Raw genomic sequence first — 19,203 nt, 5'->3', positions numbered from 1 at the left:
GCCTGTCGCTCCCATCAGATTAGAAGGAGACGGATTCGTGTCCACGGTGAACAGCTTCGGTGCCAAGAGCACCCTGACGGTCGGCAGCACCGACTACGAGATCTTCAGGATCGACACGGTTCCCGGCTTTGACAAGCTGCCGTTCAGCCTGAAGGTGCTCCTCGAGAACCTCCTCCGCACCGAAGACGGCGCGAACGTCACGAAGGCGCAGATCGAGGCCCTCGGCTCGTGGGATGCCGCCGCCGAGCCCAACACCGAGATCCAGTTCTCACCGGCCCGCGTGGTCATGCAGGACTTCACCGGTGTTCCCTGCATCGTCGACCTCGCGACCATGCGCGAGGCGGTCACCGCGCTCGGCGGCGATCCGAACAAGATCAACCCGCTCTCGCCGGCCGAGATGGTCATCGACCACTCCGTCATCGCCGACCTGTTCGGCACCGAGAACGCGCTGGAGCGCAACGTCGAGATCGAGTACGAGCGCAACGGCGAGCGCTACCAGTTCCTGCGCTGGGGCCAGACCGCGTTCAACGACTTCAAGGTCGTCCCGCCCGGAACCGGCATCGTCCACCAGGTGAACATCGAGCACCTGGCCAAGGTCATCTACGACCGCACCAACGGCGGCGTCCTCCAGGCGTACCCCGACACCTGCGTCGGCACCGACTCGCACACCACCATGGTCAACGGTCTCGGAGTCCTCGGCTGGGGCGTCGGCGGCATCGAAGCAGAGGCCGCCATGCTCGGCCAGCCGGTCTCGATGCTCATCCCGCGCGTCGTCGGCTTCAAGCTGACCGGCGAGATCCCCGCCGGCGTCACCGCGACCGACGTCGTCCTGACGATCACCGACATGCTCCGCAAGCACGGCGTCGTCGGCAAATTCGTCGAGTTCTACGGCGCCGGAGTGGCATCCGTGCCGCTCGCCAACCGCGCCACGATCGGCAACATGTCGCCGGAGTTCGGCTCGACGGCCGCGATCTTCCCGATCGACGACGTCACCACCGAGTATCTGCGCCTCACCGGCCGCGACGACCAGGCCGTGGCCCTCGTCGAGGAGTACGCCAAGCTGCAGGGCCTGTGGCACGACCCGGCCAGCGAGCCGGTGTTCAGCGAGTACATGGAGCTCGACCTCGGCACCGTGGTGCCGTCGATCGCCGGCCCCAAGCGTCCGCAGGACCGCATCCTCCTCTCCGAGGCGAAGACGCAGTTCGAGCAGGACATCGTCAACTACGCCACGCCGTCCACCTCGGACGAACTCGTCGACCTCGAGTCGAAGCACTCGTTCCCGGCATCCGACCCCGGCGCCGGTCCCGGTGACGAGGACCACGACACGCGCCCTGTGCACATCTCCAGCGGTGTGAACGGCTCGTCCAAGCCGGTTCCGGTCACGACCCCCGACGGCGAGAGCTACATCCTCGACCACGGCGCTGTCACGCTCGCGGCGATCACCTCGTGCACGAACACGTCGAACCCGTCGGTCATGATCGCCGCCGGTCTTCTCGCCCGCAAGGCGCGCGAGAAGGGCCTGAAGCAGAAGCCGTGGGTCAAGACCACGCTCGGCCCCGGCTCGAAGGTCGTCACCGACTACTACGAGAAGTCCGGTCTCGACAAGGACCTCGAGGGCCTCGGCTTCTATACGGTCGGCTACGGGTGCACGATCTGCATCGGAAACTCCGGACCGCTGATCGAGGAGGTCTCCACGGCCGTCAACGAGCACGACCTCGCCGTCACGGCCGTCCTCTCGGGCAACCGCAACTTCGAGGGCCGCATCAGCCCCGACGTGAAGATGAACTACCTCGCCTCGCCGCCGCTCGTGGTGGCGTACGCGCTGGCCGGTTCCATGCACTTCGACTTCGAAGCGGATGCTCTGGGATCCGACCAGGACGGCAACGACGTGTTCCTGAAGGACATCTGGCCGGCACCCGGCGAGATCCAGGACATCATCGACTCGTCGATCTCGCGTGAGCAGTTCATCAAGCAGTACGCCACCGTCTTCGACGGCGACGAGCGCTGGACGAGCCTGCCCACCCCGACAGGTCCGATCTTCGAGTGGGATGACAACTCGACCTACGTGCGCAAGGCACCGTACTTCGACGGCATGTCGATGGACCTGACCCCCGTCTCGGACATCACGGGCGCGCGCGTCATGGCGACGCTGGGCGACTCGGTCACCACCGACCACATCAGCCCGGCCGGCAACATCAAGATCGGCACGCCGGCGGCGAAGTACCTCGAGGAGCACGGCGTCCGCCAGAAGGACTTCAACTCCTTCGGCTCGCGTCGCGGAAACCACGAGGTGATGATCCGCGGAACCTTCGCGAACATCCGCCTGAAGAACCAGCTCGTCCGTGCCGTCAACGACGGTGCAGAGGTCGAGGGCGGTTTCACGCGCGACTTCACGAAGGCCGGTGCTCCGCAGTCGTACATCTTCGACGCCTGCCAGAACTACGCCGAGCAGGGCACGCCGCTCGTGGTCTTCGGCGGCAAGGAGTACGGCTCCGGCTCGTCGCGCGACTGGGCGGCCAAGGGTACGAGCCTGCTGGGCGTCAAGGCAGTCATCACCGAGAGCTTCGAGCGCATCCACCGCTCGAACCTCATCGGCATGGGCGTCGTTCCGCTGCAGTTCCCCGCCGGTGAGAGCTGGGAGTCGCTGGGCCTCGACGGCACCGAGATCGTCTCGATCACGGGTCTGGAGGAGCTCAACAGCGGCACCACGCCGAAGACCGTCCGCGTCACAGCCGAGCCGAGCGAGCACTCGCCCGAGGGCAAGCAGAAGATCGAGTTCGACGCTGTCGTCCGCATCGACACACCCGGTGAGGCCGACTACTACCGCAACGGCGGCATCCTGCAGTACGTGCTGCGTTCGCTGGTCTGATCACTTGACGAAGGGGCCCGGATGCTACGGCATCCGGGCCCCTTCGCGGTAGCCGCTCGGGGTATTCCCGGTCGGCGGCGGTACGATCGATAGGTCGTCGTCCAACCCAGGGGAGGCGGCTGGTGAAGACGTTCAGGAGGTGCTGATGCCCATTCTTCCCGGCATCACCGGACCGCGTGATCTCGATCGGCTCAGCCGATCGCAGCTGGCAGAACTGGCCGAGGAGATCCGCACGTTCCTCGTCGAGAACGTGTCGCAGACCGGGGGACACCTGGGCCCCAACCTCGGGGTGGTCGAACTCACGATCGCGCTGCACCGCGTATTCGAATCCCCGCACGATCCGTTCGTCTTCGACACCGGACATCAGTCGTACGTGCACAAGCTGCTCACGGGGCGTCAGGACTTCTCCGCGCTGCGCCTGCGGGGAGGCCTCGCCGGCTACCCCCAGCGCAGCGAGAGCGCGCACGACGTCGTGGAATCCTCGCACGCCTCGAGCTCGCTGAGCTGGGCCGACGGCATCTCGCGCGCCCTGACGGCCACGGGGCGGGACGACCGGCACGTCATCGCGGTCGTCGGCGACGGCGCTCTCACGGGAGGCATGACGTGGGAGGCACTCAACAACATCTCCGATGACAACGACCGCAACCTCGTGATCGTGGTCAACGACAACGGACGCTCCTACGCGCCCACCATCGGTGGCATGTCGCGCTACCTGAACCGGGTTCGCACGGCGGGCGCATACAAGGACCTGCACCACCGATCCGATCGGTTCTTCCGCGCATTCGGGCCGGTCGGGCGTGCGCTGTTCCGAGGCGTCCGAGGCGGAACCCACGGGTTCCTGTCCCGCTTCACGAACAACGAAGCGCTGTACTCGAATCTCGACATCAAGTATCTGGGGCCCGTCGACGGCCACGACATCCCCGCTCTCATCGAGACGCTCGAGCTCGCGAAGTCATACGGCGCTCCCGTGATCGTGCACGCGATCACCGAGAAGGGACGCGGGTACCAGCCCGCGCGCGACGACGAAGCCGATCAGTTCCATGCCGTCAACCGCATCGATCCCGTCACCGGAGAGCCGCTCGGGTCGAGCTCCAGAGGCTGGACGGACGTGTTCTCCGACGCCCTGGTGCGCGTGGGCGAGCGGAATCCACGGGTCATCGCCATGACCGCGGCGATGCTGCGTCCGACCGGTCTCGCTCCTTTCGCTGAGCGCTTTCCTGAGCGCGTATACGACGTCGGCATCGCCGAGCAGCATGCCGTCACCTCCGCCGCGGGACTCGCGTACGGCGGACTGCATCCGGTCGTCGCGCTCTACGCCACCTTCATGGGACGCGCCTTCGACCAGGTGCTCATGGACGTCGCACTGCACAGGGCCGGCGTGACCTTCGTGCTCGATCGCGCCGGGGTCACCGGGCCCGACGGCCCGAGCCACCATGGGATGTGGGATCTGGCGATGCTGCAGATCGTGCCGCACATCCGCATCGCCGCGCCACGCGACGGCGCCCGCCTCGCCGAGGCTCTCGACGAGGCTGTGGCGGTGGATGACGCCCCCACGGTGATCCGGTTCCCGAAGGGCGGTGTCGCCGACGACATCGAGGCGATCGAACGCCTGGATGACGGTGTCGACGTGCTGTCGCGCGGCGAGTCCGAGGACGTCCTGATCGTCGGGATCGGACCGTTCGCGGCGCTTGCGATGGATGTCGCGGCGAGGCTGCGCGCGCAGGGCATCGGCGCCATGGTCGTCGACCCGCGCTGGGCGATCCCGGTGCAGCCGTCGATCGTCGAGCTCGCCGCCCGCCATCGCCTGGTGATCACCCTGGAGGACGGCATCCGCGTTGGCGGAATCGGCACCCGTGTGCGTCAGGTGCTGCGCGAGGCCGGTATCGACACCGCCGTGGACGAGCTCGGCCTTCCGGACGAGTTCATCGACCACGCATCGCGCGACCAGATTCTGGCGGATGCCGGGCTCACGGCTTCGAAGATCGCGCAGGATGTCGTCGCCCAAGTTCTCGGCACGCGGATCCCTGTGGCCCGCAATGCGGGGGAGACCGGCGCGATCGACCTTCCGCTGCGCGAACGCCGCTGACCGTCAGGGCGCGTCTTCGACGTGGGCGTCCACATCGTGCCGCACGGGCCGCGGTGCGCGTGGGTCGTCGAGTCGAGCCCGACGCGCGGCCATCGACCATCCAAGGACCACTGCGGCTCCGGCGAATCCGGCGCCGATGGCGGCGATAGGCAGGATCGCGGAGAACGCGAAGCTTCAGGGCACGGTCATGAAGCACGTGGGCGCAGTGAGGAGCGGTAGGCGTGCCACCACCCGATGGGCGGCGCCGCGACGCACGCCGCGGCGATGACGAACCCGAGCGGCGTGGTGAGGAGCCCGAGCGGTGAGACCTGCACAACAGCGCCGGCGATGAGTGCGACGATCACGCACACGACCGCACCGAGTGCGGTGTAGACGACGACGTGCACGTAGACCCGCGGTTCGTTCTGCAGCAGTCGCGAGATCGCTCCTGCGACAGGCACCCCGATGAGCGTGATGACGAGGGAGATCACTCCGCCGACCAGCGCCGCCGCGAGCAGAGTGATGACCAGCAACATCGGCAGGCTCGCCACCGCCGACTGGGTGGCCATGCTTGCGGAGATGGTGACCACGGCGACGCCGGTGAGCATGAGCGCGAGGAACACGATCCATGCGCTGATGGCGCCGCGCCAGAGCTGCTGCCGCACGAAGGCCATCGGCGCGGGCTCGACGGGGCCGTTCACGATCGCACCTCGGCCACGAGACCGAGCAGCTCCCTGGCGGCCGCGTGGATGCCGGGAACGCGCACGAACGGCAGCGCGAGGGCGAGCATCCGCAGTCCGGCGTCCAGCATCCGGGCCGTGGGCCTGTGCGCAGTCGACGTGTCGTAGGTCCAGCGGAGCACCAGTGCGAGGTACGCCACGAACAGTGCGTCCGGCAGCAGAGCGCTCACGTCTTCGGGGAGGCGATGGGTGGCGCCGTCGACGGCCGTGCGGAACAGCGTGACCGTCATGGCCCGCGCGGCCGCGGTTTCGTCAGCCAGCGGGTTCATCGGCGAATCGGGCGGGATCATCGCTGACAGGAAGCCTGGCGCCACCCGCTGGTACGGCTCGACCGCCGCGAGACCCGTCTCGAAGACGATGCGCAGACGATCGACGAGCCCGGTCGTCTCGCCGAGGCGGGGGAGAGCAAGTGCCGCGTGCTCCTGCTGGACCCGGATGTAGAGCTCCTGCACGAGGTGCATCTTCGATGGGTAGTAATAGTAGGCGTTCCCGGTCGAGACGCCGGCGGCATCCGCGATGCGGCGCATCGTCGTGTCGGCATAGCCGTGTTCGACGAAGGACGATATCGCGGCGTCGCGGATCCTCGCGCGTGTGTGCGCGCTCTTGCTCTGCGGCTCGTCCCCGGTTTCGAACATGTTCAAAAACTAGCACGGTCCCTGACCGATTCGAGTCACCACTGGCGGGTTCAGTTCAGGGCATGCAGTGCCGCGACCGCCTCATGGTCGCGGTCGTTCGCACGCATGGCCTGGGAGAGCAGGTGGCCGTCGGTGAGGGCGTTGCCGGTGATCATGACCGAGAGGATCTCGACCCCACACGCACTGAGGGTCTTCTCCGCGCACTCCTGAAGAACTCGGATGCCGAGCTCGGAGTTGTGCGGCAGATCGTTGCCCTCGAGCGTGCGGATGACATCGCGCAGCGCCGCACCGACGATGTTCGCCGCACGCTCTTTGACATTGACGACATCCAGCTCGAAGACGCGCAGGTCGCGGCCGGTAGCGATCGGACGCCACTCGAATGAGGCGTGCACCAGGTGCTGGTGGCCCGTCGCGCCGGTGAGCTGCCGGGCAGGGAGATCCGTCGAGCGCACGCGCACGTCGATGAGCTTGTACCAGTAGAACATCGGGAACGCGCCGTGCGTGCCGGGCTGCAGCACCACTACTTCGCCTGCCGTGCCGCGCCCCGTGCGCACCGCACGGGAGGATGCCCTCCGGATGATGGGCTTGCCGTTGCGCGTGCGGATCGCCGCCCAGCCCTCATCCACCGTGACCAGGAAGAGCTTGAGGAGTGCCGGAACCACGAGCAGTGTCGTGAGCACCGCCGTTCCGCTCTTCACAAGCGTGGACATTCCTGAACCGCTGAAGATGGAGAAGAACGCGTCCATGGCTCAACTGTCGCTCATTCGACGTCTGCGCCACGACCGCAAGCACCGTCAGTGCGAGGTGTTCACCATCATTTTCCCCGGTGTTACGCGAAAAGGTGCGGGGCCGGAGCGAAACGCCCCATCCCCGCACCCTCTCAGCGCGGTCAGCCGCCGATGCCGCGGATCGGCGGGTTGTGGAACGTCGCTCCGAAGACGCGCTCGGATGCGCCCTCGCGATCGAGGTACGGCGAGGCGCCGCCGTCGATGAACGGCCATCCGGCGCCGAGGATCAGGCACAGGTCGATGTCCTCGACTTCCGGCACGACCTTCTCGTCGAGCATGAGCTTGATCTCCTGGGCGAGACCGTCCTGCACGCGGGCGAGGATCGTCTCGGCGGAGGCCGGAGCATTCCCGACATTGCCCTTGAGCGCCTTCTCGGCTGCCTTGGTCCACCCCGTGACGCGACCGCCCTTGTCCTTCTCGACGACCGCGTCCAGCTCGGCGAGAGCGTGGAAGTTCTCGTTCGCGTAGAAGCGGTCGGGGAAGTGCCGCACCATCGTGTCCTGCACGTGAGCTGCGACCTTCCAGCCGACGAGGTCGATGAGCTGGAACGGTCCCATCGGCAGTCCGAGCGGACCGAACGCCCTCTCGACGTCGGCGACAGGTGTGCCCTCGTACACGGCGCGCGCAGCCTCGCCCATGACCTTCGCCAGCAGCCGGTTCACGACGAAACCGGGCGCGTCCGCTGTGAGCACCGCGTTCTTGCCGAGGCCCTTGGCGACCACGAACGCGGACGACAGGGTCTGCTCGTTCGTGACCGGGGTCTTCACGATCTCGATGAGCGGCATGACCGCCACCGGGTTGAAGAAGTGGAATCCGACCAGGCGCTCGGGGTGTGCGAGCTTGGCGCCGATCTCCTCGACGGACAACGAGGAGGTGTTCGTCGCGAGGATCGCGTCCTCTGCGATGATCTGCTCGATCTCCCCGAACACCTGCTGCTTGACGCCGACCTCCTCGAACACGGCCTCGATCACGAAATCGCAGTCCGCGTACAGCGACTTGTCGGTCGTGCCGGTGACGAGCGCTCGGAGCTTGTTCGCGGAGTCGGCATCCAGACGGCCCTTCTGCTCGAGCTTGCCGATCTCCTCGTGGATGTACGCCACGCCCTTGTCGACGCGCGCCTGGTCGAGGTCGGTGATCAGCACCGGCACCTGGAGCTTGCGCACGAACAGCAGCGCGAACTGGCTGGCCATGAGTCCTGCGCCGATGATGCCGACCTTGGTGACCTTCTTCGCGAGCGCCTTGTCGGGTGCGCCGACCGGTCGTTTGGCGCGCTTCTGCACGAGATCGAACGCATACATGGATGCCGCGAACTGATCGCCCGCGACGAGCTCGGTGAGTGCCTCGTCCTCGCGGGCGAAGCCCTCTGCCTTCGTACCGCCGCGTGCCTTGTCGAGGAGCTCGAGGGCCAGATAGGGCGAGCGCGGCACGGTGCCGATCTTCGACTCCAGCATGCCTCGTGCCATCTTGATCGCGATCGGCCACTTGGTGAGCCGCTCGATCTTGCCCGGCTCGTTCTTGCGCTCGACCTTGACCTTGCCGGTCAGAACGCCGTCCGCCCAGGCAAGCGAGTTCTCCAGATAGTTCGAGGCGGGGAAGATCGCGTCCATGATGCCCAGATCGAACGCCTGCTGGGGCTTCAATACGCGGTTCTGCTTCAGCGGGTTCGAGATGACGACCTCAAGAGCGTTCTCGATGCCGATCAGGTTCGGCAGCAGGTAGGCGCCGCCCCAGCCGGGGATCAGACCCAGGAACACCTCGGGGAGCGCGATCGCGGCGGCCGAGGCATCTACGGTGCGATACGTCGAGTTCAGCGCGATCTCGAGGCCGCCGCCGAGCGCGAGGCCGTTCACGAAAGCGAAGGAGGGCACGCCGAGGTCGCTCAGCGATCCGATCACCTTGTGACCGAGCTGGGCGATGAGCCGGGCCTGGTCCTTGGAGGTGAGTTTGGTGATGTCCGACAGATCGGCGCCGGCGGCCAGGATGTACTGTTTGCCGGTGATGCCGACCGCTTGGATCTCACCGGCGGCCGCGCGTGTCTTGACCTCGGCGAGCGTCTCGCCGAGCTCGGTGAGGGTCGCCGGCCCCAGGGTGTTCGGCCGGGTGTGGTCGCGCCCGTTGTCGAGCGTGATCAGCGCGAGCACCTTGCCGGACGGGAGGCGGACGTCGCGCACGGTGGAGTGCGTGACGACCTCGTCGCCGGCGAGGTCGACGATGGGGGAGAAGTCGATCTTTTCGTAGTCGGTCATTCCAGCACTCACTTCCGCTTCTTGCCGTCGTAGAACGGGTTCTCCCAGATGACCGAGCCGCCCTGGCCGAGACCCACGCACATGGCCGTGAGGCCGTAGCGGACGTCGGGGCGCTCGGCGAACTGCGCGGCGAGCTGGATCATCAGGCGGACACCGGATGCCGCGAGCGGATGCCCGACCGCGATCGCACCGCCCCACTGGTTGACGCGCGGGTCATCGTCGGCGATGCCGAAGTGATCGAGCAGCGAGATCACCTGGATCGCGAACGCCTCGTTCAGCTCGAACAGGCCGATGTCGGAGATCTTCAGCCCGGCTTTCTTCAGCGCCTTCTCGGTCGACGGGATCGGACCGATGCCCATGATCTCGGGCTGCACGCCCGCGAACGCGAACGAGACGAGCTTCATCTTGGGCTGCAGGCCGAACTCCTTCACCGCGCCGCCGCCGGCGAGCAGCGACATCGTCGCGCCGTCGGTGAGCGGCGACGAGGTGCCTGCGGTCACGCGTCCGTGCGGGCGGAACGGCGTCTTGAGACCTGCGAGGTCCTCCATCGTCGTGTGCGGGCGACGACCCTCGTCCTCGGTGGCGAGGCCCCACGCGCCGGTGGCATCCTTCACCGCGACCGGAACGAGGTCGGGCTGGATCTTGCCCGCGTCGTAGGCCGCCTGCACCTTGTGCTGGCTCAGCATGCCGAAGCGGTCGGAGCGCTCCTTGGTGAGGTGCGGGAACCGGTCGAAGATGCGCTCGGCGGTGACGCCCATGTTGAGCGCGCCGGGGTCGACCATCTTCTCTGCGACGAAGCGCGGGTTCGGGTCGGCGTTGCCCCCGATCGGGTGGTGGCCCATGTGCTCGACACCGCCGGCGAGGGCGAAGTCGTACATGCCGATGCCGATCGACGCGGCCATGGTCGTCACGCTGGTCATCGCGCCGGCGCACATGCGCTCCACGGCGAGACCGGGGACGGTGTTGGGGAGGCCTGCGAGGATCGCGACCGAGCGACCGAGCGTGAGCCCCTGGTCACCGGTCTGCGACGTCGCGGCGATTGCGACATCATCGATGCGGTCCGCGGGAACGGTGGCGTTGCGCTCCATGAGGCCGATCGTCGCCTTCACAGCGAGGTCATCCGCGCGGGTGTTCCAGTACATGCCCTTTTCGCCGGCGCGCCCGAAGGGTGTGCGCATGCCATCGACGAAGTAGACGTCCGAGATCTCGGCCACTCTGCCTCCAAAGTTAGGTGTGGCTTCAGCCTAGGAGGCGCCCTGAGGCGAGAGGAATCGGTTGGATCGAACCTACGATTCCGAAGCGACGGCCGGGTCGGCCGATTGCACGGCTTCTACAAAGGCATCCAGGATCTTCTGTGCAGTCTGCTCAATCTGCCACGGACGCGCCCCGAGCGCGGCCAGGGCTTCGGATACGGCATCCGCCGTCAGAGCCGGGGGAGCCCAGGCGATCCGGCGCAGAGACTCCGGCTTCAGGAGATTCTCGGTCGGCATGTTCAGCGCCTCCGCCGTCTCTTCGACGGCGGGGCGGGCGAGCTTGAGACGCGCGTCCGCCTCGGGGTTGCGATCGGACCACGCACGCGCGGGCGGCAGCGCATCGCTCGGCACCCGTTCACGAGGCAGCGTCGTGCTGTCGCGCCCGCGGACGATCGCCGCCCACCAGCGGTCGAGCTCGGTGCGGCTCGCGCGTCCGTTGAACGCCTGCACACCGGCCAGCGCCTGTTTGGACTGCGGATTCGCCAGCACGGCCGCGACGAGCGACCGATCCGGCACGAGCCTGCCGGGGGAGGTGTCCTGCTGCTGCGCGTATTCCTCGCGTGCCTCCCACAGCGAACGCGCGACGGCGAGATTGCGAGCGCCCTTCACCTGGTGCAGGCCGCTCAGACGCCGCCAGGGATCCTCGCGCGGCGGGCGTGGCGGCTGCGCGAGCGTAGCCGCGAACTCCTGGGCCGCGAACTCGGTCTTTCCCTGCTCCTCGAGCTCGGCGGCGATCCTGTCGCGCACGTCGACGAGGTGCAGGACATCGAGGGCCGCGTAATCGAGCCACGCCGCAGGCAACGGGCGGGTCGACCAGTCGGCCGCCGAGTGCTCCTTCTTCAGCGCGACCCCGATGGTGTCCTCGACGACGGCGGCGAGCCCGACTCGCTCATGACCGAGCAGACGTGCGGCCAGCTCGGTGTCGAACAGGGTCACCGGTTCCAGCCCGAGCTCGCGCAGCGACGGCAGATCCTGGCTGGCGGCGTGGAAGACCCACTCGACATCACCGATCGCCGCCTGCAGGGGCGAGAAATCACCGAGGGCCGGCGGGTCGAACAGGAACACACCGGCATCGCGTCGGAACACCTGGACCAGATAGGCCCTCTGCGAGTAGCGGAACCCCGAGGCGCGCTCCACATCGACGGCCACGGCACCGGTGCCCGCGGCGAGGGTGCGGCATGCTTCTTCGAATCGGGGGAAATCGTCGATGACGGAGTACTCAGTCACGACCTGCCTTTCGCGCGCCGAACACGGCGATGTTCTCGGAGCCGGGCGGGAGACCGGCCAGCATGCCGACGAGTTCGGCCCATGCTTCCACGTGCGGCCGGAAAGGCTCTTCCGGCGTCCAAGAAGAGCGTAGTTCGATCTGCGCGCCATCGCCTTCCGCAGCGAGTGAGCCGAAGCCCTTCGAGATGGTCTTCGTCGACGTACCTGAAGCCGAGTGATAGCCGGCGTCGCGGGAATCGAGGGCGTCCACGAGCCAGGACCACGTGACGTCGGCGAGCAGGGGATCGGTGCCGATCTCGGGCTCCAGCGGCGCCTGCGCAAACGCGACGATCCGCCAGGGTCCTCCCCATGCGCCCGGCTCATCGGGATCGTGCAGGAGGACGAAGCGTCCTGTGCCGTAGATCGAGTCGCCGTGATCGTCAGGGCGGACATCAGCGGCGAGCGCGACCGAGAACGGTGCGAGACCCTGCGGTGCGGGGATCTCGCGCACCACGATGTCGGCTCTGAACGCCGTCTTACGCAGTTCGTCGGCAACGCGTGCGAACTGCGCTCCGGCGTCGGGGTGTGCGCTCACGGTGACAGGCTAGAGTCAGGAAGCGATGAAGAGTCTCAGGCACGCCGTTGCGCTGCTGCTGCCCGCGTTGATCGCGCTGCTCACCGGGGCGGCACTGCTGGTGTTCTCGATCGGCCGGCGCGTGGTCACGCCCAGGGCGAGGATCGCGGACACCGAGATCCTCGCGGTCGACACAGGGGCGCAGACCATCGAGCTGACGAGGACGCCCGACACCGAACTGCCCGGCCGCTACGGACTGTTCACCACCGGCACCTACGGTTACGTGAAACTCGGCGCGGTGCTGAGCGCTGATGCAACGCGAGTGCGGCGCAAGCTGCTGACCAAGATCGAGCCCGGAGCGAAGATCGACCGGCCGGCGGGATTCAGCGGATGGTACTACTCCTCGCCCACCGAACTGCACCTGCCTTGGGAGCCGGTGCTGATCGGCTCGCCGGCCGGCCCGTGCCCCGCCTGGCTCTTCCCCGCGGAGTCCTCGACCTGGGTCATCCAGGTGCACGGACGCGGTGTCACGCGAGCCGAGTGCCTGCGTGCGGTCCCGGTGTTCCACGCGATGGGGCTGCCGAACCTCGTCGTCTCGTACCGCAACGACGGCGAGGCCCCGCGCAGCCGCGGCGGGTCGTACGCGCTGGGCGCCTCGGAATGGCGCGACGTGGATGCCGCGATCGCCTACGCCCTGCGCCACGGCGCTATGCGCGTGCTGCTGATGGGGTGGTCGATGGGCGGCGCGATCGCGCTTCAGACTGCCCTATCCTCGGGCAATCGGCAGGCGATCGCCGGCGTCGTGCTCGATTCGCCCGTCGTCGACTGGCGGACGGTGCTGAAGTTCCAGGCGCACGAATCCGGCATCCGCGATCCCCTTCCCGCACTCGCGATGAATGCGCTGTCGTCGCCGCTGACAGCACGGCTCAGCGGTTCGGAGGACGCGATCCCGTTCGATCGTCTCGACATCGTGGCGAGGGCCGATGAGCTGACGGTCCCCATCCTCGTGCTGCACAGCGACGACGACGGCTTCGTCCCCTCCGACGCGTCGCATGCTCTGGCCGAGGCGCGGCCGGACCTCGTCACGATGCCGCGCTTCACTGTCGCCAGGCACACCAAGATCTGGAACTACGACCAGATCGGCTGGACGGCCGCGATCACCGACTGGATGAGCGCGCACGGCTTCAGCGCCGCCGAGTGATCAGCGCTTCTGACTCACCTGGCGCTTCACGCGCATCAGCATCCCGGTCATGCCCGCGATGCGCAGCGGCGACACCGCACGCGTGAGACCGATGGACTGCGGGTAGTCATCAGGGATGGCGAGAACCGCGTCTGCGGTCAGGCCGGTGATGCCTTGCGCGAGGATGCTGGCGAAGCCGCGAGTGGTCGGAGCCTCCGGCGGCGCCGTCGCGTGCATCGTCACGACGTCGCCCTGCACCTCGACGTAGATGTAGACGGGCGACTGGCACTCCGCCACCCGTTCGCACATCTCGGGGTGGTTCGCGACCTCGTCCGAGACCTCCGGGAGCTCGTTCGAGAACTCCAGCAGCAGCTGGAGCCGCTCGGCTTCGGGAAGCTCGAGGAAGTCGTCGCGGATCTCCGCGAGAGTATCGGGAACGTGCGTAGTGCTCATCCCGGCAATTCTCCCACGGTCAGCGCGAGCCGGGCTCTGCCCCCGTGACGATCGGCACCCGCACGGCACTGCCCCATTCCGTCCACGAGCCGTCGTAGTTGCGCACCTTGTCGAAGCCGAGCAGGTGCTTGAGGACGAACCAGGTGTGGCTGGATCGCTCGCCGATGCGGCAGTACGCGACGATGTCGTCGCCGTCGGCGATGCCGGCGCCGTCGCGGTAGATGGCGTCGAGCTCGGCGCGCGGCCTGAAACCGCCGTCGTCCGCGACCGCCTTCGCCCACGGCACGCTCTGCGCGGTGGGGATGTGCCCGGCGCGCAGCGTGCTCTCCTCGGGGTACGCGGGCGCGGTCGTGCGCTCACCGCTGTACTCCTCGGCGGAGCGCACGTCGATGAGGGGGCCGGAGCCGATGAAGGCGACGACGTCGTCCTTGTAGGCGCGGAGGACGGAATCGTCGCGCTGGACGACCGGGTAGTCGGTCGGAGTGGGAATGGGCGCGGCGGTGGTGATCTCGCGGCCCTCGGAGATCCAGCGGTCGCGTCCGCCGTCGAGCAGGCGCACGTCCTCGTGGCCGAACAGCGAGAACACCCACAGGGCGTACGCCGCCCACCAGTTGTTCTTGTCGCCGTAGATGACGACGGTGTCGTCGCGCGATATGCCCTTGCGGCTGAGTAGCGCGGCGAACCCCTCGCCGTCGACGTAATCGCGCACGACCGGGTCGTTGAGTTCGGTGTGCCAGTCGACCTTCACGGCGCCGGGGATGTGGCCGGTCTCGTAGAGCAGCACGTCCTCGTCGGACTCGACCACGATCAGCCCGGGCTGTCCCAGGTGCGCGGCGAGCCACTCGGTGCTGACGAGGCGGCCGGGCTCGGAGTACTCGGCGAACTTCGGGACGGACGTGTCGAACTCGACGGACATGTGGCACTCCTCGGTGGGTAGGCGAGCAGGGGCTCTGGCGCGGACGGCGTAATGTTGAGCCGTCCCCTTCGACCATAGAGCCGTTCGGTGCGCCCAGTACCCGATCCGTAAGACTTCGACACAGGAATGGCATGACCGACACGAACAGCCAGAACGTCGCGCATCTGACCGCGCGCGAGCCCGTGGTCACCGGCCCCGAGATGCTGGCGAGCCTCGTTCCTCCACCGCAGTTCGACGGTGCGACCTTCGAGAGCTATCGATCGGATGACGCCTACCCCTCGCAGGCGGAGGCGAAGGAGCTGCTGCAGCGGTTCGCCGGTCGCGGAGCGCCGGCCAAGCGCGGCGGGCTGTTCAGCCGAGCGAAGAAGGAGCCCGCGGTCAAGCCCGGCGTCTACCTCGACGGCGGGTTCGGCGTCGGCAAGACCCATCTGCTCGCCTCGATCTACCACGCCATGCCCGCCCGCCGGAAGTACTTCGGCTCGTTCATCGAGTACACCGCGCTCGTGGGCGCACTCGGTTATAAGAACACCGTCGACCTGCTGCGCGGTTCCGATCTGCTGTGCATCGATGAGTTCGAGCTCGACGATCCGGGCGACACGATGGTGATGACGAGGCTGCTCGGGGAGCTGGTCTCGTCCGGGACGAAGCTCGCAGCGACCTCCAACACTCCGCCGAACGCACTCGGCGAGGGACGATTCGCGGCCCAGGACTTCCTCCGCGAGATCCACGCGATGTCGGACAGCTTCGAGACGATCCGCATCGACGGCGTCGACTTCCGGCAGCGCGCCCTCGACGGCAAGGCCGTGGTGCTCGACGAGACCGCGTACGAGCGTGAGCTCGCAGCGGCGGAGGGCACAGCATCCGATGATGTGTTCGGCGATGTCGTCCGTCACCTCGCCAAGGTGCACCCGTCGCGCTACATCCGCCTGATCGACGGGATCTCCCTGGTGGGGCTGCGCGACGTCCACGTGCTCACCGATCAGTCCGAGGCGCTGCGATTCGTCGCGTTCGTCGACCGCGTGTACGACGCGCAGGTTCCGATCATCGCCACCGGGGTGAGCCTCGATCAGGTGTTCGCCGAGGAGATGCTCGGCGGCGGATACCGCAAGAAGTACCTGCGCGCCATATCCCGCCTCAATGCACTGACGCATTCAGCGCAGCTGCAAAGCGCGCCGTAACACGATGTTCACGCGTCGCCCTCGGGTGTAACGCACGCGAAACACAGGACGCGCATCCCGGAAACGGGGCCTCGCCACACTGAAGCTCTCAATTACTTCGGATGTGAGGTTTTCCTATGGATGCTCCCGGCAACATCTCGTGGGGTATTACCGCCACGGCGCTCGTGCTCCTCATGACACCAGGCGTCGCCTTCTTCTACGGCGGACTCGTCAAGGCCAAGAGTGTCGTCAGCATGATGATGATGAGCTTCGGCTCGATCGGCCTCGTCGCCGTGCTGTGGATCCTGTTCGGCTTCTCGATGAGCGCGGTGGAGAGTCCGACGGCCTTCGCGGGCAACCCGTTCGCGGACTTCGGCCTCGGCTCGCTCGCCGCTGGTGAGGGATCGAACGTCGCCCTGCTCGGTGTCGCGTACGGTGCGACGTTCGCGATCATCACCATTGCCCTGATCTCCGGTGCGATCGCGGATCGTGCGAAGTTCGGCAGCTGGCTGATCTTCGCCGGTGTCTTCGCGACCGTCGGCTACTTCCCGATCGCCGCTTGGGTGTGGGGCGGCGGCTGGGTCATGAACCTCGGCACGACGCTGTTCGGTGAGGACAGCGGCATCGCCGTCATCGACTATGCCGGCGGTACCGCCGTGCACATCAACGCCGGTGCGGCCGCTCTCGCCCTGGCACTCGTCCTCGGCAAGCGCATCGGCTTCCAGAAAGGCATCCTCAAGCCGCACAACGTGCCGCTGACGCTGCTCGGTGCAGCTCTCCTCTGGTTCGGCTGGTTCGGATTCAACGCCGGCGCCGAGTGGCTCGCCGAGGACATGGGCGGTGTGGGCCTGATCGGGCTGAACACGCTGGGCGCGACGGCCGCGTCGATCCTCGGCTGGATTCTGATCGAGAAGATCAAAGACGGCAAGCCCACCTCCGTCGGTGCGGCGTCGGGTGCGGTCGCCGGTCTTGTGGCTATCACCCCGGCCTGCGCGAACCTCACTCCCGGCTGGTCGCTGCTGCTCGGCGCCCTGGCCGGTGTGATCTGCGCGCTCGCCGTGGAGCTGAAGTTCCGCCTCGGGTTCGACGACTCGCTCGACGTCGTCGGCATCCACCTCGTCGGCGGGCTGCTCGGCACGATCTACCTCGGCTTCTTCGCCACTGAGACCGGCCTGTTCGTCGGCGGCGACGCCCGCCAGCTCGCCGTTCAGGTGATCGCAGCCCTCGGAGTGCTGATCTACGCGTTCGTCGTCGCCTTCATCATCGGCTGGGTGATCCAGAAGACGATCGGCTTCCGGATCACGAACGAGGACGAGATCGCCGGCGTCGACTCCGTCGTGCACGGCGAGGAGGGATACGCGCTCGTCGATGCATGAACGCGTGAAGATGCCGGTCGGTAGTGTGACGGGGTGAGTTCCTCCAAGAGCATCCTCCGTCGGCTGGCTGACATCGTCTTCGCGTCACTGACGACCAGAACGCCCCGGACTCCGCACCAAGAGCCGGGGCGTTCTGCTGCATCGGGGCAGTTCGGCGAGCCGGGCCGCACGCAGGGGAGTAAGACGGTGAGGATCGACCCTGGCGGCATCGGCGAGCTCCACGTCGACTACTCGCCGAAGAGGGACGGCGCGCCGGACTCCGGAGAGGTGATCTGGACGTGGGTGCCCTACGAGGAGAACGACGGCCGCGGAAAGGACCGGCCGGTGCTCGTGATCGGACGCCATTCCGCGGACCGGGTGTTCGCCGTTCGGATGACGAGCAAGGCGCACGATCGGGACCGCGATTACCTGCCGATCGGCAGCGGAGGTTGGGACTCGCAGGGGCGCCCGTCCTGGGTCGACATCGAGCAGCTGTACAGCGTGCACGTCGATGGCATGCGGCGCGAGGCGGCGATCCTCGACCGCACGCGGTACGACCACGTGGCCGATGCGCTCGTCAGTCGGTACGGCTGGGCGACGCGCAGCTGACGGGTTCAGGCGCTCCGGGGCACGAGGGAGGCCGAGAGTGCGGGGAACGCCTGCAGCACCATCTCGACGAGTTCGGCGGACGGGCGCGTCAGCGGGTCCGTCGCCGGGACGGCGAGTTCGAGTTCGATCTCGTCGATCGCCTCAGCCAACTGCTCGTCGGTGAGATTCTCGTGGTTGACGGTCACTCCGATCACCCTGGTGTCGGCGAACGCTTCGATGAGGGCGACCTCGTCGGCGACGCTCGGCATGGGCATCATCGGGAAGTCTCCGAGCACCTGCCGCCCTGGTGCGTGCTGGACGATCACGCCCTCTGGCCGGCTCCCGCGCAGGATGTGCGCTGAGGTGAGATAGGCGGGGTGGCTGAGTGCACCCTGGCCCTCAACGATGATGATGGCGGGATCCTCGCCCTCGAACGCCGCGACGACCTGGTTCTCGACCTCTCCGGAGCAGAACTGCGGCACGAGGGCATCCAATGCGACGCCGTAGCGGCCGCCCTGGATGATCGTGGTCTGCCCGGTGCCGACCATGACGGCCCGGATGCCGCGATCATTCAGCGCCTTGACGAGAAGTGTCGCCGTGGTGCGCTTGCCGATCGCTCCGTCGGTGCCGAGGATGGCGATCCGCGGACACGTCACGTCGAAGATGCGCCCGGAGAACAGGTGGAGATCCTTCTTCTCCCTCGGACGGCGCACGTCGGTGATCGTGACCGAGCCGAGGACGGCTGCCGCCGCGAACTCCGCATCGTCGTTGAGGAACTCGTGCAGGCCGTTGATGATGTGCATGCCGCGTGCGATGCCATCGAGAAGCACGACGCGCTGCGCATCGGAGAGCAGCCCGTCCGCCGGGGCCACGCCGCAGATCAAATAGTCCGGTGTCCGCCCGGCGTGCGCGATCGCCTCGGGAAGGCTCGCGAGGATCGGGATGCCGTTGGCGCTGCCGTCCAGGAACGATCCCGCATCGGCGCCCGCATGCCGGCTGTCGATCACGCTGAGGATCTCGTACTTCTCGGAGTGGCGGACGAGGCCGTTGGCGGTCTTGCCGTCCTGCTCGCCGAACTGCGCCTCGCAGTACACGATCGCTGTGGAACCGGCAGGCAGGGCGGGGGAAAGGGGGTGCGCGTACAAAATCGGGTCTCCTCGAACTCGGACAGAGGAGGC

General features: G+C 67.4%; 16 protein-coding genes. 6 read left to right on the top strand and 10 right to left on the bottom strand.

The genetic code is table 11. The features are described 5' to 3' along the window. The first annotated feature begins 37 nt into the window (after nt 1-37). Nucleotides 38-2,869: an aconitate hydratase gene (locus IM776_RS08395; protein ID WP_323740925.1), complete on the top strand. Its 2,832-nt coding sequence runs from the start codon at nt 38-40 to the stop codon at nt 2,867-2,869. Between the two features lie 145 nt (nt 2,870-3,014). Beyond that, nucleotides 3,015-4,955: a 1-deoxy-D-xylulose-5-phosphate synthase gene (dxs, locus tag IM776_RS08390; RefSeq protein WP_194419635.1), complete on the top strand. Its 1,941-nt coding sequence runs from the start codon at nt 3,015-3,017 to the stop codon at nt 4,953-4,955. A 185-nt stretch (nt 4,956-5,140) separates the two neighbouring features. Here the strand turns inward: dxs and IM776_RS08385 are convergent, their stop codons facing one another. The 7 genes from IM776_RS08385 to IM776_RS08355 all read right to left on the bottom strand — a co-directional run bounded on the left by IM776_RS08385 (nt 5,141) and on the right by IM776_RS08355 (nt 12,397). Then, on the bottom strand, nt 5,141-5,635 hold the full coding sequence (locus IM776_RS08385; RefSeq protein WP_194419634.1) for a hypothetical protein: 495 nt from the start codon (nt 5,633-5,635) through the stop codon (nt 5,141-5,143). After that, complete coding sequence (locus tag IM776_RS08380; protein WP_194419633.1) at nt 5,632-6,309, bottom strand: TetR/AcrR family transcriptional regulator; 678 nt, start codon at nt 6,307-6,309, stop codon at nt 5,632-5,634. Before IM776_RS08380 ends, IM776_RS08385 begins: the two co-directional genes overlap by 4 nt. A 50-nt stretch (nt 6,310-6,359) precedes the next feature. Then, on the bottom strand, nt 6,360-7,055 hold the full coding sequence (locus IM776_RS08375) for an SPFH domain-containing protein (RefSeq protein WP_194419632.1): 696 nt from the start codon (nt 7,053-7,055) through the stop codon (nt 6,360-6,362). A gap of 143 nt (nt 7,056-7,198) precedes the next feature. Then, a complete protein-coding gene (locus tag IM776_RS08370; RefSeq protein WP_194419631.1) occupies nt 7,199-9,343 on the bottom strand; it encodes a 3-hydroxyacyl-CoA dehydrogenase NAD-binding domain-containing protein in 2,145 nt (714 codons plus the stop codon). An 8-nt stretch (nt 9,344-9,351) separates the two neighbouring features. Continuing rightward, nucleotides 9,352-10,557: a thiolase family protein gene (locus IM776_RS08365; protein WP_194419630.1), complete on the bottom strand. Its 1,206-nt coding sequence runs from the start codon at nt 10,555-10,557 to the stop codon at nt 9,352-9,354. A 72-nt stretch (nt 10,558-10,629) separates the two neighbouring features. Then, nucleotides 10,630-11,823, bottom strand: a complete 1,194-nt coding sequence (locus tag IM776_RS08360) for a ribonuclease D (RefSeq protein WP_194419629.1) — start codon at nt 11,821-11,823, stop codon at nt 10,630-10,632. After that, nucleotides 11,816-12,397: a DUF3000 domain-containing protein gene (locus tag IM776_RS08355; RefSeq protein ID WP_194419628.1), complete on the bottom strand. Its 582-nt coding sequence runs from the start codon at nt 12,395-12,397 to the stop codon at nt 11,816-11,818. The genes IM776_RS08360 and IM776_RS08355 overlap by 8 nt, the downstream gene beginning before the upstream one ends. Nucleotides 12,398-12,422: 25 nt before the next feature. Here IM776_RS08355 and IM776_RS08350 point away from each other — a divergent pair, with 25 nt between their 5' ends. Next, entirely contained in the window at nt 12,423-13,577 is a 1,155-nt protein-coding gene (locus IM776_RS08350) for an alpha/beta hydrolase family protein (protein ID WP_194419627.1), read from the top strand. Here IM776_RS08350 and IM776_RS08345 read toward each other — a convergent pair whose 3' ends face one another. Further along, the gene (locus IM776_RS08345) at nt 13,578-14,009 is read right to left on the bottom strand and encodes a SufE family protein (protein WP_194419626.1); all 432 of its coding nucleotides are present in this window, start codon (nt 14,007-14,009) and stop codon (nt 13,578-13,580) included. 19 nt (nt 14,010-14,028) lie between these two features. Then, a complete protein-coding gene (locus tag IM776_RS08340; RefSeq protein WP_194419625.1) occupies nt 14,029-14,925 on the bottom strand; it encodes a sulfurtransferase in 897 nt (298 codons plus the stop codon). 131 nt (nt 14,926-15,056) lie between these two features. Here IM776_RS08340 and zapE point away from each other — a divergent pair, with 131 nt between their 5' ends. The 3 genes from zapE to IM776_RS08325 all read left to right on the top strand — a co-directional run bounded on the left by zapE (nt 15,057) and on the right by IM776_RS08325 (nt 18,046). Further along, entirely contained in the window at nt 15,057-16,103 is a 1,047-nt protein-coding gene (gene zapE / locus IM776_RS08335; protein ID WP_194419624.1) for a cell division protein ZapE, read from the top strand. A 116-nt stretch (nt 16,104-16,219) separates the two neighbouring features. Continuing rightward, nucleotides 16,220-17,458 carry an ammonium transporter gene (locus IM776_RS08330; protein ID WP_194419623.1) on the top strand — a complete coding sequence of 413 codons (1,239 nt, stop codon included), beginning with the start codon at nt 16,220-16,222 and terminating at the stop codon, nt 17,456-17,458. 33 nt (nt 17,459-17,491) lie between these two features. Further along, the gene (locus tag IM776_RS08325) at nt 17,492-18,046 is read left to right on the top strand and encodes a type II toxin-antitoxin system PemK/MazF family toxin (protein ID WP_194419622.1); all 555 of its coding nucleotides are present in this window, start codon (nt 17,492-17,494) and stop codon (nt 18,044-18,046) included. Nucleotides 18,047-18,051: 5 nt separating this feature from the next. On the opposite strand, the gene IM776_RS08320 is transcribed toward IM776_RS08325, so the two are convergent. Beyond that, on the bottom strand, nt 18,052-19,170 hold the full coding sequence (locus IM776_RS08320) for an N-acetyltransferase DgcN family protein (RefSeq protein WP_228479679.1): 1,119 nt from the start codon (nt 19,168-19,170) through the stop codon (nt 18,052-18,054). Between the last annotated feature and the right edge of the window lie 33 nt (nt 19,171-19,203).

The organism is Microbacterium abyssi (genome assembly GCF_015277895.1).
Lineage (GTDB): Bacteria > Actinomycetota > Actinomycetes > Actinomycetales > Microbacteriaceae > Microbacterium > Microbacterium abyssi.
This window is presented reverse-complemented; position numbering and strand designations above follow the sequence as displayed.